Genomic DNA, 14048 nt, shown 5'->3' with positions numbered 1-14048 from the left:
ATTTCCCCCGATACCCGGATGTTCTAACACGTGCAATTCCGTTATTGATCTCCTTGTTTTCCACTCTGCTTGCGGTAGTCCCCTGGTGTCACGCCCATAATCCGTTTAAATACTCTGCCAAAGGAGATGGCATTGGCATAACCCACTTGCAGAGCAATATCCTGAACAGCCATATCGGATGCAGACAACAGACGGCAGGCCTTTTCGACCCTCAGTTTTACCAGAAAATCAACAAACTTCATTTCAAACTCTTCCTTGAACAGATAACTCGCATATTTGCCCGAGATCTGGAACCGATCACTCAAATGTTTCAGCGACAGATCCGGATCATCAAAATGCTCTTCAATATAGATCCGCAGCTCGTTGATCATCGCGCGATGACTTTTCGTTTCATTTACAGACACATAATTGCGATAAACCTCTTTAAGCCACTCCTGCAAAATCTCTTGAATCCCCTCCAGTGTCTCCACCTGCTGGATATCACTGCGAAGACGAGTCAGGATTTCCTCGGCAAATTGGCTTTGCAACCGCTCAGACAGCTCCCCGAATTCACGGGACAACATCTGGATTAACGCCTGCAGCAACATGCGAATATCGTGATCTGTAATCTGATCTTCGCTGAACGCAACAAACATCTGGTCCAGCTGCGTTCGCCAACCATCACCGGTTAGTCTAAATTCACGGACAAAGTCTGCGAGCATCTGCAAATACTTGTACGATTGCAGCTCAATACGATCCGGCAGTTGCTCACTGAGAACGATGGCATCTTTACCAAGCGTAAGTCTATGCTGCAAACCCGCATCTGCACTCGCATAGGAACGAGTAATCTCCTCCCAGCCCGGTACGGTTCGTCCAATCCCGAACGTAAACCGTAAGCGGAAGTTTTCCGCAATCCACATATGCATCTGCTTAGCCAGATCCATAAGTAATTCACGATCCAGTCCTTCCTGCTCATCCGATGCAATCACTACAATAAGCCTGCGGTTCCCAAACCATTCAGCCCAACCGCCGAACTGGGTCTCATTCTGCACAAGTTCTTCCACTACGTTCATAAGCGCAATCTTCAGAATATTCTGATTGGTCGAGAGATCGTCACCATTCATCTCCGCAATGAGGACTGCAACACTCTTCGGTTCCATGAATCGTTCCTCTAGCGGTTGCAGATGGCGAAGTCGCTGACGGAACGAATCCATTCGCTCTCCTTCCATCAGATCAACAAGCAACTGTCTGCGATGAATCAGCAAGTTTTCATGATGTTGTTTCTCATAGTCAACCGTCTGAGCAATCAGATGTTCCAGCGCACGATCGATGAGTGCCAGTTCATCTTTGACGGATGGAGTTGCTTCATCCTCCTCGGCACGTGGCTGTAACGCCTGAATTCGATTCATGATCAGCTGAATGGGGCGTGTATTTCTGCGAGTAATGTAGATTAGTCCAGCCACCGCACCAACAATCGTTAATAATCCAATACCGATCCACACATAAGAGACAAGGGATACCCATGAATACAGCTGTCCGGATTGAATACCACTCTCAAAGATCAGACCAAGCTTGTCCGCAGTCACACGATTAAGGATTTCACCTGCTGAAGGGTCCATTTGATGGGCGGTATAGATCAGATTGTCGCTTTTATCCCGAACCTGAAGAACAGATAACTTTTCATTGGTCATGTTATCAATCTGCCGTTCCACTGCATACATGCGGATGGTAATGACGAGTAGTCCTTCCCCGCCCCACGGTAAAGGAAGCCATTTATTCATGCTAATCACCTGTGAAGGTACGTCGAAGGAACGTTCCTTATAATCACGTGGCAAGTTCCAACCGAGGTTCTCGCGATCTTTCAAGGCTTGCTCAATATAGTCACGATCTTCGAAATCTTCCAAACGCATCATGCCTCTGGGCGTAAGAATCTGGGAATCGGACATACGATAGAGATAAATGGATTGAATCATATCCTGCTGATCCAGCATACGTCCCAGTCCACTTGCCGCATCATAGATGAACTGACTCGATAATTGTCCCTGTCCAGCTTCCAGAAAGCGACTATATGTCTTGTTTGCACCAATGTCTTCAAGCAACCGAAGTTCAATGTCACTTAGCGAGCGCTCCAGTGTATCCACGATATAGCGGGTGGAGATCATGTCGGCTTTTTGAGTTTCGTTACGTGAGAGTTCGTTGACAATCAGGAAGGAGAGAAAGATCAGAATGGAAATCGTAAGCAGAAAAATAGGAAAATACGAATACATTAACTTGGTGTGCCAATTCCGCTTCAGATTTACTTTCATAGGCTCCAACTCCTTCCATCTCTATTCTAATGAGTATACTCTTCTCTGTTCTTTGGCCTGCCTGCTGACGATATACAGAATCACTGATCCTAGTGCTGCACTGATCGTGCAAGCCAGATACATCAGTGATGGACCGCCGGAATCGAGCAAATATCCGTTAAGCATATTACCAACAATTCCGCCCAGGCCAGCAAATACCATGTTAAATAAACTTTGACCTGTGGCCTGCATCTCCCGTCCCGTAACGGAAGCCACATATTCCACAGCTGCAATATAAAAGAATCCGAAGGATAACCCATGCAGCACCTGAACGCCAATCATGACCTCAGGCGATGGCCATAGCCATTGTATTCCCCAACGTAACATATACGCCCCCGCTGCAAGCAGCATCGTCCGTTCATGTCCCCATTTTCGGAGTATGAATGCCGCTGCCAACATGGATGGAACATTAGTAATTGACGCCAGCAACAGTGCTGTACCTGTCATGGTCACAGAACCGCCAGCCATCTGAAATGAAATAACAAAAAAGGAGTTAAACGCAGTGAGCGTTTGGTTAATCAGGAAACAACCTGTTAGAAATAGAAGGAATGTCCGGTTTCGGAGCAATCTTGCCAAACCTACGGAGAAGGTTACCGAGGACGAGGATATGCTCGTCTGCCGGGGAAGTGTACTTGCCAGTATAGCGCTCAGAATGTTAAACAGGAGAAATGGCAGCCATAACATGTGAATGGAAAACTGGGAGAGATACATCCCTGCGGCAAATCCCCCAACTCCCGTTCCTATGCTGCCGAAGAGTCGGATCATGCCATATGAGGTGTTCGCGGCTCTCGCAGCTGTAACCGCATAGGAGTCAGCAACGGGTATTTGAGTCACTTGGAATATAGTGCATAAAGTATAAATCAATATTAATATAAAGTACACTTGAATATTGTAGAAATACGCTAACGATGCAGGAACAAGCAGGCTTATCACCAGTACGAACCGTGTCTTTTTAAACTTGTCTACCAGAATTCCCCATATAGGTTGAAGAATAATGGATACAAGTGTGCCAAACGCCATAATAAATCCGGTTTCTTTACTGGAAAACCCTTGTGCTACCAATATGGGATTAATGTACGGATTAAACATCCCCCCGGCAAGCCCCATAAACAGATATAGCCCCTGCAATTGGAGTAAAACACGTTTTGCATCATTGGAATCGGCTTTTGTTTTCTCTGTGTAAGCCTTCATATGTCTACTTCTCATCCGGATCTCCATCCTTTATGTCTGTAGTTGCTTCGCCTATTCTCTATTTTTATGTGCGTGTCAGACTCGACTTGATTGCAGCCAATGCCCCGATTGCTCCTGCTTTGTTCCCCAGTTCAGCTACAGCTAAAAGTGTAGGCAGAACAGTATAACGTTGGAGGCGTGTATGCACTTCATTTAGATAATAGGATGGGTTGGATGCAGCCACGCCACCACCGATCACTATAATGGAAGGATTGAGTAAAGCCGTAATATTCGCCAGACCTCTAGCCATATAACGCATGGGCAGTTCCAGAATTTCCAGGGCAGCAAGATCACCCGATTCCGCTGCTTTGAACACATGCCTGGCTTCAATCTGTTCCGATTCCCCTCCTGCCAGACTCATGATCACGGATAAGGAACTTCCCTTTCCATCAGCAAAATACCGCCTTGCCTGTTCCGTAATTCCGGTACCTGAAGTCGCTTGCTCGAATACACCAAATGAATCAGCATCCGCAACGTAGCCTGAATGAAGCCCTTCGTCTCCTGCAATAAAATGCCCAATCTCGCCGGCTGCTCCATGCTGACCACTGTATAGCTGTCCATTCAGAACTAGTGCAGCTCCAATGCCGGTTCCAACCGTGACCATCACGCAATGGCGATGTCCCTGCGCTGCCCCTTGATCATATTCTCCCATTGCGGCCATATTCACATCGTTATCCAACATGATGTTCCCGGTGTAATACTTCGCAATAATAGGACGAATATCTTGCTCAGGCCACTGAAAAGCTGGAGCATTTCGCAGTATTCCTTCCTCCTGCAGAATCACACCAGGAAATCCCAAACCTGCACCTGAAAGTTGATTCAGACTGCACCCCACCTCACGGCAGAACGTTTCCAGTTCAGCGAATAACCATCGGAAAAACACATCCGGCTGATCACTGGCAAGAGTAGGCAAGATTCGTTCATGAACTTCATTTCCAGCCTGTTGTGATGACAAGAGCATTAATGTTTTGGTGCCTCCAATGTCAATACCTGCAATCCAGCCGGATGGATCCCCTCCAACCGTACCATTCTGATTGGACTGATAATCATTACTTACGTTTTTTACGGATTCTGTCATGCCTTTCCCTCCTCACATGTTGTCTATCCAATCTCTTATTCCATGGCTTCCTGCTGAAGGTTCAGCATCGTTTGTTGTATGGCTACTTGTACCGCACCAGTGACAACAGCCTGCTCACCAAGCTTGGAACAGATTAACTGTGGTTGCACCGGGAATTGCTCAGAGATGATCTGCCTCAGTAAAGGCAATAACACATCACCGTTTCCTCCTACACCTCCGCCAAGCACAATGAGATCCGGAGCAAGCACAACGCTAATCTGACGCAGAGCGGAAGCAATCTTCTGGCTGTATTGTTGTAGAATCTCTACAGCCTCTACTTCTCCACTGCGTGCAGCTTCGAATAACTTCTCAGGAGTCAGGTGTCTGTGAAGAACATCCGCACCCGAATGAGCAGCCTCCAATAATAGTTCATCATGCTGATCTAGATCATCTTTTGCCAGTTGCATCAGACCATCAGCGGACAGCACTTCCTCCAGACGTCGGCCATCGTCCACCAACATCTCCGCGATCTCTCCAGTTAAGCCACCTAAACCTCGAAGCAGTTGGCCATGTACCATGATGCCAGCGCCCGTCCCTGTACCGATGGAGAAAAAAACAAACAAGGGATACCCTGCTGCTGCACCACTCCGATACTCCCCAAGCGCCGCAAGATTCACATCATTTTCCAGTATTACTTCACAGGGAAAAGCTCCTGACAACGACTCTAGAGAGAAAGCTTCTTCCAGACCCGCTAACGGGTCCACAATACGATTGATACGCCCTGAATCAGGCAGCACTACGCCTGGTATACCGAACCCGATGCACTGAATCTGATCCCAGTTCAGATGATTCTCATCAAGCAGTTCGTTCATATGGCTTCGAAGAAGCTCCAGCATTGTCGCTTCTGCTCGCTCATAAGCTCCTTGAACAACCATGGGATATGTTCGATAGGCAATGATCTCTCCATTCAGATCGGATAACGCAATCCGAATACGTGTTGCACCGATATCTATACCACAGACATAATAAGCCGTTTCATTGAAACGAATGAGGGTTGCTTTTCGACCCTGAGCGTTGTCAGCTCGCCCCATTTCCTTCACCAGATTACGGTCAATCAGATGTTCGACCGCCAAAGATACCGTTGGTTTACTAAGTCCGGTCTGACGGCTGATATCCGCTCTCGACATGGTTCCCTGAGTTATAAGAACATCCATGATGAGATTTTCATTCAGATTGCGAATATATTGCGGTGTGCCAGCCATATTATCGCCTCCTCCTATAGTTAGTTAAGTTTATTAACAAAATAATTAAATTCAATATATCATCGTGCTTGGTAGGTGTACAGCTTTTTGTCATTGCACTCTTTTACTAGAAAGAATCACACCTTCACCTGTAACACAAAAGCCTAATAAAGGAATTATTATACAATAATAGACGTTTATACATTTCCGAAACAGTGACCTGTTCATAGAATACCTTATCACGATCAGGGAGGTTTTAATATGTACAGAAAGCATCATAAATGTCATCATCCAAGACCAAAGTGTTTTTACAAAAAAATTACGAAAACTTGTGTTACCAAAGTTAAATATGTCCCTACAAAGTGTAAAAAACACTGTCATGTCACTGTTGAATATTGTCCAGTCAAAAAAAGAAAACATTATTAATACTCTTTTGCCCTTCTCTTCGGAGAAGGGTTCTTTCTTATCGAACTAGATTAATACCGCATACCATTAACCTATCAAAAAGTTGCGGTGATATTCACCGCAACTTTTTCTTCCTTATATACATATATTCATCAAGTTTTGGAGAGCTCAATAAATCCTTCACCGAAAACATCACGCACGTCATGAATGGTGATAAAAGCAATCTCATCTTCTGCTCGTACAATCTTCTTCAGCATAGAAACTTCCTGCTTGCTAATCACAATGTATAGAATTTCTTTCTTATTTTTTGTGTAATAGCCATGACCGGACAGGACGGTTACTCCGCGATCCATCTTCTCAATGACTTGCTTTGCGATTTCATCCTGTTTGGAAGAGATAATCATAACGGCTTTTTTCGGATTGAGCCCTTCAATAATGAACTCCATCGTTTTTGTTCCAACAAACAGCAAGACAATTGTACACATTAATCCTTGTGGTCCAATGATGAAGTATGAGGAGAAAGCCACAATCAGATCGAAGAACAGAAGTCCGTAACTGATATTCCAATCCAGATATTTGTTGGCAAGTCGGGCCAGGATCACTGTTCCCGCCGTTGTGCCTCCCACTCTAACAATCAAGCCAATACCAAGACCGGCAAATAATCCAGCAAAAATGGTATTGATCCAGAGTTCATCCGATGCAATCGTCCAACTCTCCGTCAGATGCAGGAACAACGAGTTGAATACCACTGCAATAATTGTATATACCGTAGTCGTTTTATCAAGAAACCGATATCCCACAATTAACAAAATACCGTTCAGGATCAAGTTCATCAGTCCAGGGGACCATTCAAACAGGTAATACAAAATAATCGTGATACCCGTGACGCCGCCTTCAGCCAAATCGTTCGGGATGACAAACAGGTTCACCGCCAGTGCAAACAGAAATGCACCTGCCATAATAAATAGGATATCCGTAATTCGTTTCTTCATTATGCATTCCATCCAATCCATCAGAAATCAACCTAATCGACCCGTCTCATAAGTTGTCATAACCACTCAAGGATAGATTTTACCATGCTCCCAACAAAATTTGTATACATAATACAAATTGTTGCGTAATTTGTGCAAAGGAATTAGTAAAACCTGCTCTTCTGTCTTCTGCAGAGCTATTGAGTATCATAACACCCATGACAAATGTCATGGTCCATCGTTGATATTCATCATTACAGAAGGCTGACGTTTATGACTTACTGTCATGTTCGGATTGTTTTACAATGATAAAAACGCTTCCCACAGGAAAGTCTAGCGGGAAACGCCAAGTTGTAGCTGATTACAGTTATAACGATTGAAGGAGGACACAATTTTATGAACAGATCAAAAGAAATGGCCTTAAAAAAAGAAGTTACCCCTTACGAAAAAAATGATCTCAGACTAAGTATCCGCCAGTTAATCAATACATTGCTCCCGCTCTTCTTGTTATGGGCTGCAGCTTACTTTAGCTTATCGGTTTCCTACTGGCTGACCTTCCCGATTGCCTTGGTGGCATCCGGATTTGTACTGCGGACCTTTATTATTTTCCATGACTGCTGTCATGGTTCATTCTTCAAGAGCAAACGCGCCAATGATATTCTCGGTACCATTACTGGTGTATTAACAGTTACACCCTATCAGCAGTGGAAAAACGAGCATTCTATCCATCACGCAACAAGCAGTAATCTTGACAAACGTGGTGTAGGTGATATCTGGGTTATGACGGTTGACGAATATAAAGCAGCTTCTCCTTGGGGTCGTCTCTTCTATCGGATTTATCGTAACCCGTTTGTATTGTTTTGTATCGGACCCATTTACGTGTTTCTGTTGGCTTACCGTTTTAACCGTAAAGGTGCTAGACGTAAAGAACGTATCAATACACACCTGACTACCGTATTGATCGTAGTGCTCTATGCATTCATGTCCTGGTTAGTCGGATGGCAGGCTTTTGTAATGGTGCAGGCACCTATCTTCTTCTTCTCCGGTTTCTTTGGGATCTGGCTGTTCTACGTTCAACATCAGTTCGAAGAGACGTATTTTGAACATGAAGATGAGTGGAGTTATGTAAAAGCAGCTGTTGAAGGCAGTTCTTATTACAAATTGCCAAAATTATTGCAATGGATCAGTGGTAATATCGGGTTCCACCATGTGCATCACTTGAGCCCGCGTGTACCTAACTATTTCTTGGAAGAAGCACATAACGCAACACCACCTTTGCAAAAAGCAACAACTATTACACTACGTTCCAGTCTGGTTGCCCTGCGCTTCCGTCTGTGGGATGAAGATTCCAAACAGTTTATTAGCTTCAGACAGCTCAAAAACTTATCCCGCAAGCCGTATGTTCAACCGCCTATCCGAGTAACCAATCCAGCGGGTCTGACAGAGAAGCCTTAACTCTGTCGGATTCGTTTTCTTGTGTTCAAGCCATAGTCATGCTACAGTCATGCTAAAGTTGAGTACAAGTGCAAGGAGGAGAATTACATTCAAAAGTGGATGCAAAATTTTTATAAAAAAACAGGGTTGAACCTTTATGTATGGCTCGCCTTTTTCATCCTGCCATTCTATTTTATATCGCAATATTCTAAATTATGGACGATGGTAACCGGCATCATCATTATCCTCGTTTTCTTCGTTTGTTACCTGCTCGCCTTCATCACCAAGGGCTGGCAGGTGTACATGTGGATTGGAATGCTTATTGCCATATCCATTACGATGACGATCGCCTATGATTATGCGTATTTCTCATTGTTTCTTGCTTTTTTTATTGGGAATATTAAAAATAAAGCCGGATTCTTCACCCTCTACTCGGTGAACCTGGGAGCCAGTTTCGTAACCATTAATTACGGTTTCATTAATCAGAGTTCTCTGTTGGTGAGCCAACTCCCGTTTGTATTCATCAGCTTAATGGCCTCCATCCTGCTCCCAATCAGTACGTATAACAAAAACAAAACTGAACATTTGGAAGGCCAATTGGAGAATGCGAACAAGCGACTTGATGATCTCGTAAAAATGGAAGAACGCCAGCGTATCGCTCGTGATCTGCACGATACACTTGGACAGAAGCTCTCTCTGATCGGTCTGAAAACAGATCTGGCGAGACGGTTGCTCCGCAGTAATCCCGATCAGGCCGAGATTGAATTGAACGACCTCAGGCAAACGGCAAGTACAGCTCTGAAGGAAGTCCGGGAAATGGTCACCACCATGCGTGGTACACAATTGGTTGATGAACTGTTCCGGGCGGAGCAGATTCTGAAGGCCGCTTCGATTGAATTTGTGCTGGAAGGTAATCCGAAGTTACAGGATACGTCACAATTGAATGAAAATGTGCTCGGTATGTGCTTGAAAGAAGCTGTTACCAATGTCGTCAAACACAGTCAGGCAACAACCTGTACTATCATCATTAAAGAAACACTAGCGGATAATGTATTAACCGTTCAAGATAACGGTGTTGGAATAGAACGAACTCGCAAACAGGATCGGCGCGGAACAGGAATTTTGGGCATGAAGGAACGACTTGAATTTGTGAATGGTTGTCTGGATATTCGCTCTGCAACAGACATCCAGGGCACAGCGATCATTATTCATGTTCCGAAACTCGTTCGCAAACCGATAAAGGAGGCAGAATCATGATTAGAATTGTAATCGCGGAAGATCAGCGCATGATGCTCGGCGCCTTGTCTTCTCTCCTCAATCTGGAGGAAGATATGGAAGTCGTCGGACGTGCCAGCAACGGCCAGGAAGCCCTTGCCCTTGTCCAGGAGCTTGCACCAGACATCTGTCTGATGGATATAGAAATGCCCGTGAAAAGCGGCCTTGAAGCCGCAGAAGAACTCAAAGGAATGAGCTGTAAGGTCATTATCCTGACCACTTTTGCCCGGACCGGATATTTCGAACGTGCCCTAAAGGGTGGTGTCCGTGGTTACCTGCTCAAAGACAGTCCAATTGAAGAACTTGCCGAGTCGATCCGCCAAGTTATGAATGGCAGACGCATCTTCGCTCCGGACTTGGTAGATGAAGCTTATGTAGAAGAAAACCCTCTTACAGAAAGGGAGAATGCCGTACTAGGCCTCATGGCAGATGGGAAGAACACCAAGGAAATCGCCGGGCATCTGTTCATCACAACGGGCACGGTACGTAACTACATCTCCATTATTCTCAACAAGTTAAATGCCAGTAACCGAATTGAGGCCATCACTCGCTCCAAGGAAAAAGGGTGGTTCAAATGAAAGAACCGCTTTAACCCATTGAAACAAAAATAAGCATGTACCCCGACTGCATAAGCTGCGATAACATGCTCAAAATAAAAAGCTTGGCCCAGTAATTTCTTCCTGGTCCAAGCTTTTTTATGTGTATCGTAACAATCCAACACTCATCTCTTCTACATTGCAGAATATCCGTAAACACTCAAGATTTATTTTACAGATACAACCATGCCAAGAGCCTCTAGTGGCACTTGATCGGTCTTAAGCTGATGAGTTTGGTTACCGTCCTGCCATGAGATCGTTACATGAACAGACTTTCCACCACTTGGATATTCAACCTTGATATACCCTTTATCTTTAGGTACAGGCAAGGTATGTGACTCCAGATACTCCACCATTTTCTTCGCTATGCCCGGATTATTCATTTCATCTTCGGTAACCGAACGAATTTCCAGCGTCCATCTACCTTCCTGCCAAGTCAGATATTGACTGCCTGCGGCACCTTCACTCATACCTTTGATGCCATGTCCCAGATCCACAGCCATATCTGCTGGAATATCTTTCAGGTCCTTCTCAGGGAAAATTTCTGGCTGATTCGGGTCCTTATAGGTCTTCACTTCATAGGAAGCCAGTACAGGTATCTTACTGTCGGATGCAGTTAAGGATTGATCATTAATGGCAACAGACTGAGTGGTAGCGTAGAAGTTTACCTTAAATGCATCAGCAGTATTGGACAGTATTGCCGCACCCAAAGACGTACCCTTGTCCAATGTGAATGAAGTGGGTAACGCTGCATCCTTCATCTTCAACTGGTTGCGAACTTGCTTGATCACATCATTCACACCTGATTGACCAGTGGCAACCTGGTTGTCGTTTGCCTTGGATCCTGATGTGTTTTCATTATCGGCTGTGCTCGTATTCTCTTTGATTCCCGTTTCATTTTCATTAGAGAAATCAGCACCACCACTGCCAGTCTCGGTCTGCTCACCCACAGTTGTCATTGGTGAAGAACTATTCTCTGATGATGCTGCATTTGAATCCGGTCCGCCACATCCTGCCAGAGCAAGTAAAACGGCTGTCGTTACTGGAATTGTGATCCATAATCGTTGTTTCTTCATGATGTGTACCTCCTTCGTTGTAGCCAATCGAAAAATTAAAAAGATTAACGCTTGTCGTTCCAGAAGTTAACCGGCTGCACTTTTTTGCTTAATACTTCAAAACGATACCCTTCTGCCTTCAATGTTTTTAATACTTGCGGTAATACTTTCAGCGTCGCTTCCTGGTCGTGCATAAGCACAACAGGTGTTGTTCCGCTCTTTTGCACATTGTGGATCTGCTTCATTACACTGTTATAGACTTTCTGGTGATCTTTCTTGTATTTCCAGTCTTCCGAATCCACATTCCAATCCCATAGGTGGAATCCCCCCTGGCCCAGCAGTACATTCCGGAATGCCGGTTTGAGATACGGTTTACTGCCATATGGTGTCCGCACGAGACTTGTTTTAGCTCCGGCAACCTTGTTCAGACTTACATTGGCCTGTTGCATCTCTTTTAATCCGCTATATGCAGATTTATAGAATTTGCCTGGAACGTGGGTCACACCATGCAGACCCAATCCATGCCCGTCAGCTACGATTCGTTTGGTAGCCTTCTGAAATTGCTCCATCTGAGGTCCCAGCATGAAAAACGTTGCCTTCGCATGATATTGATCCAGAATATCCAGTAACTGACCCGTATGAGCGGTTGGCCCATCATCAAACGTCAGGTATATGATTTTGGAATTTGCTTTGCTTGCTCCATCTTTGGATACAGCTGATTTGGCAGATACCGACTGCGGCAATAATAGTGGAATGATCAATAGAATTGCAAGTGTGACCATGATAGATTTACGAATATGTAGCATAATTTAAAGTCTCCCTTATGTGTTATATTTCCCCGGGTGTCCATGTTTTCTTACCTTCATCCCTTGGCGATTAATCCTAATACTATCAAAGATAGTGGCTCCTGTTCTCGCTCCAAAGGCTACGGTAGAGTTACACTTTTGTCAGATAAACCTAAAATTTAATACGAATTTGATAGATTTGCGCAAAATAAGATCCCGTCAGGATAGATCAATTGTGACATATCCTCTATTACCCACATTCAGAATTTTGATAGACCTTTACTCCATTTCAAGCAAATCAATATAATCATTACATATCGTTGCATGCAAAAAAGCCTGCACAAGTGCAGGCTTCTTTGTATTCAATCAGCATATGGCATCAAACCATCATCCCTTGCAAGGAGATTGCCCCCATTGCTTTCAGGATCATTACCTCATGCTGTATGTAAATGGTGTTTTGACGCTGGAATCTTATCGACTCCCTACGTGCATTTATTCAGCAGGAGCAGTGAACGAACGTTTGCCAAACTCGGCATCCAGCATGTAGAAGGCATTGCTGTCTTTTTCAATGCGGCGCAGCTTCTGAATAATGTTGTCAAACAATGCTTCCTCTTCAACCTGCTCATCAATGAACCATTTCAGGAAATACATCGTTGCATGTTCACGTTCATTCAGAGCGATGTCAGCCAGATTGTAGAATTTTTTCGTGTTTTGCTGTTCATGAGCATAACCATGCTCAAATACATCCAGCATCGAAGCATATTCATTCTTCGGTTCTGGCAAAGCCTCAAGTGTGGCACGTTGTCCACGATCATTCAGGAATTTGTATATTTTCATGCCATGGAATCGCTCTTCTTCCGCTTGCACGATGAAGAAGTTCGCAAATCCATCCAGACTTTTGCTGGAACAATAGGCTGCCATAGCCAGATATACATGAGCGGAATAAAACTCAAAATTCATCTGTTCATTTAAAGATTCTGTTAACGCTTGGCTCATAATCAAAACACCTCTTTCTTTCTCTAGGGATGGTTATATTCTAACATAACGTAAGCAGGACTTACACCGATTTTCTACAAAATTCGCCAATGACTGAACGAACAAAAAAGCTCTGCCGCGATGGCAGAGCTTCTTTCATTCTTAAGAGATATGCAATTATACCAAGAACGCTTTGGAGATGATAACCAACAGGATGAACAGAACCAGAATGGCACCTACAGAAGTGAAACCTCCGTATCCGTAGCCTCTTGTTTCTCCACCTAATACTTCGCTCATTGACCGTACCTCCTCTGCAACAGGTATGGGATATCTTATGCAGGAAGAACGACTTTGACAGGGCGGATGCCCTAATTATTCAATTTGCTGTTTTTTTCGTTCAGTACCGGGGAGATTGCACACGCATGATATCCAGAAAAGGCACCTTCGCCGTGAACTCTTCTTCGGTATACTCTACATGCACGAGTCGTGTACGGGAGTCCATTTTGACGATGACTCCTTGCACCTGATCTTCTTTGCCCCATACCGTCAACAGTACTTCCGAACGTTCCCGAAAGGCTTCAACCAGCTGGTTTCCCAACTCTTCAAGTTCAAACTCATCCCGTGTAGGTCTTTTTGCTACTTTTGCTTTTGCCAATGTGGCTGCCTCCTCTACTCCGACGTCCCGATTCCACGGGTTGAT

At 44.6% G+C, this 14048-nt stretch carries 13 protein-coding genes; 3 read left to right on the top strand and 10 right to left on the bottom strand.

Features of this window, described 5'->3' with window-relative positions; all coding sequences use genetic code 11:
* Positions 1–41: 41 nt before the first annotated feature.
* The 5 genes from NST33_RS12630 to NST33_RS12610 form a co-directional block, all read right to left on the bottom strand.
* On the bottom strand, positions 42–2285 hold the full coding sequence (locus tag NST33_RS12630; protein ID WP_339184510.1) for a helix-turn-helix domain-containing protein: 2244 nt from the start codon (positions 2283–2285) through the stop codon (positions 42–44).
* Positions 2286–2306: 21 nt separating this feature from the next.
* Positions 2307–3530 (bottom strand): MFS transporter, encoded by a 1224-nt coding sequence (locus NST33_RS12625; protein ID WP_260633020.1) that lies wholly within the window; start codon positions 3528–3530, stop codon positions 2307–2309.
* 49 nt (positions 3531–3579) lie between these two features.
* Complete coding sequence (locus NST33_RS12620; protein ID WP_221824869.1) at positions 3580–4632, bottom strand: ROK family protein; 1053 nt, start codon at positions 4630–4632, stop codon at positions 3580–3582.
* A 35-nt stretch (positions 4633–4667) separates the two neighbouring features.
* Positions 4668–5873 carry an ROK family protein gene (locus NST33_RS12615; RefSeq protein WP_221824870.1) on the bottom strand — a complete coding sequence of 402 codons (1206 nt, stop codon included), beginning with the start codon at positions 5871–5873 and terminating at the stop codon, positions 4668–4670.
* A 536-nt stretch (positions 5874–6409) separates the two neighbouring features.
* Positions 6410–7249, bottom strand: coding sequence for a YitT family protein (locus NST33_RS12610; RefSeq protein ID WP_017688839.1), 840 nt, complete (start codon positions 7247–7249; stop codon positions 6410–6412).
* A 375-nt stretch (positions 7250–7624) separates the two neighbouring features.
* Between NST33_RS12610 and NST33_RS12605 the strand changes: the two genes are divergently transcribed.
* From NST33_RS12605 to NST33_RS12595, 3 genes are all read left to right on the top strand, one after another.
* A complete protein-coding gene (locus NST33_RS12605) occupies positions 7625–8683 on the top strand; it encodes a fatty acid desaturase (protein ID WP_091016855.1) in 1059 nt (352 codons plus the stop codon).
* Between the two features lie 87 nt (positions 8684–8770).
* Entirely contained in the window at positions 8771–9919 is a 1149-nt protein-coding gene (locus NST33_RS12600; RefSeq protein WP_339308679.1) for a sensor histidine kinase, read from the top strand.
* Entirely contained in the window at positions 9916–10515 is a 600-nt protein-coding gene (locus NST33_RS12595; protein ID WP_036608692.1) for a response regulator transcription factor, read from the top strand. The genes NST33_RS12600 and NST33_RS12595 overlap by 4 nt, the downstream gene beginning before the upstream one ends.
* Before the next feature lie 185 nt (positions 10516–10700).
* Here the strand turns inward: NST33_RS12595 and NST33_RS12590 are convergent, their stop codons facing one another.
* The 5 genes from NST33_RS12590 to NST33_RS12570 all read right to left on the bottom strand — a co-directional run bounded on the left by NST33_RS12590 (position 10701) and on the right by NST33_RS12570 (position 14003).
* Positions 10701–11609 carry a hypothetical protein gene (locus NST33_RS12590; protein WP_339308049.1) on the bottom strand — a complete coding sequence of 303 codons (909 nt, stop codon included), beginning with the start codon at positions 11607–11609 and terminating at the stop codon, positions 10701–10703.
* A 44-nt stretch (positions 11610–11653) separates the two neighbouring features.
* Entirely contained in the window at positions 11654–12394 is a 741-nt protein-coding gene (locus NST33_RS12585) for a polysaccharide deacetylase family protein (protein WP_339308047.1), read from the bottom strand.
* Between the two features lie 471 nt (positions 12395–12865).
* Entirely contained in the window at positions 12866–13369 is a 504-nt protein-coding gene (locus NST33_RS12580; protein ID WP_221824880.1) for a ferritin, read from the bottom strand.
* Positions 13370–13525: 156 nt separating this feature from the next.
* Positions 13526–13645 (bottom strand): hypothetical protein, encoded by a 120-nt coding sequence (locus NST33_RS12575; protein WP_017688846.1) that lies wholly within the window; start codon positions 13643–13645, stop codon positions 13526–13528.
* Between the two features lie 100 nt (positions 13646–13745).
* Positions 13746–14003 carry a YolD-like family protein gene (locus NST33_RS12570; protein ID WP_036608707.1) on the bottom strand — a complete coding sequence of 86 codons (258 nt, stop codon included), beginning with the start codon at positions 14001–14003 and terminating at the stop codon, positions 13746–13748.
* Between the last annotated feature and the right edge of the window lie 45 nt (positions 14004–14048).

Source organism: Paenibacillus sp. FSL L8-0435 (genome assembly GCF_037965655.1).
Classification (GTDB): Bacteria; Bacillota; Bacilli; order Paenibacillales; family Paenibacillaceae; genus Paenibacillus.
This window is presented reverse-complemented; position numbering and strand designations above follow the sequence as displayed.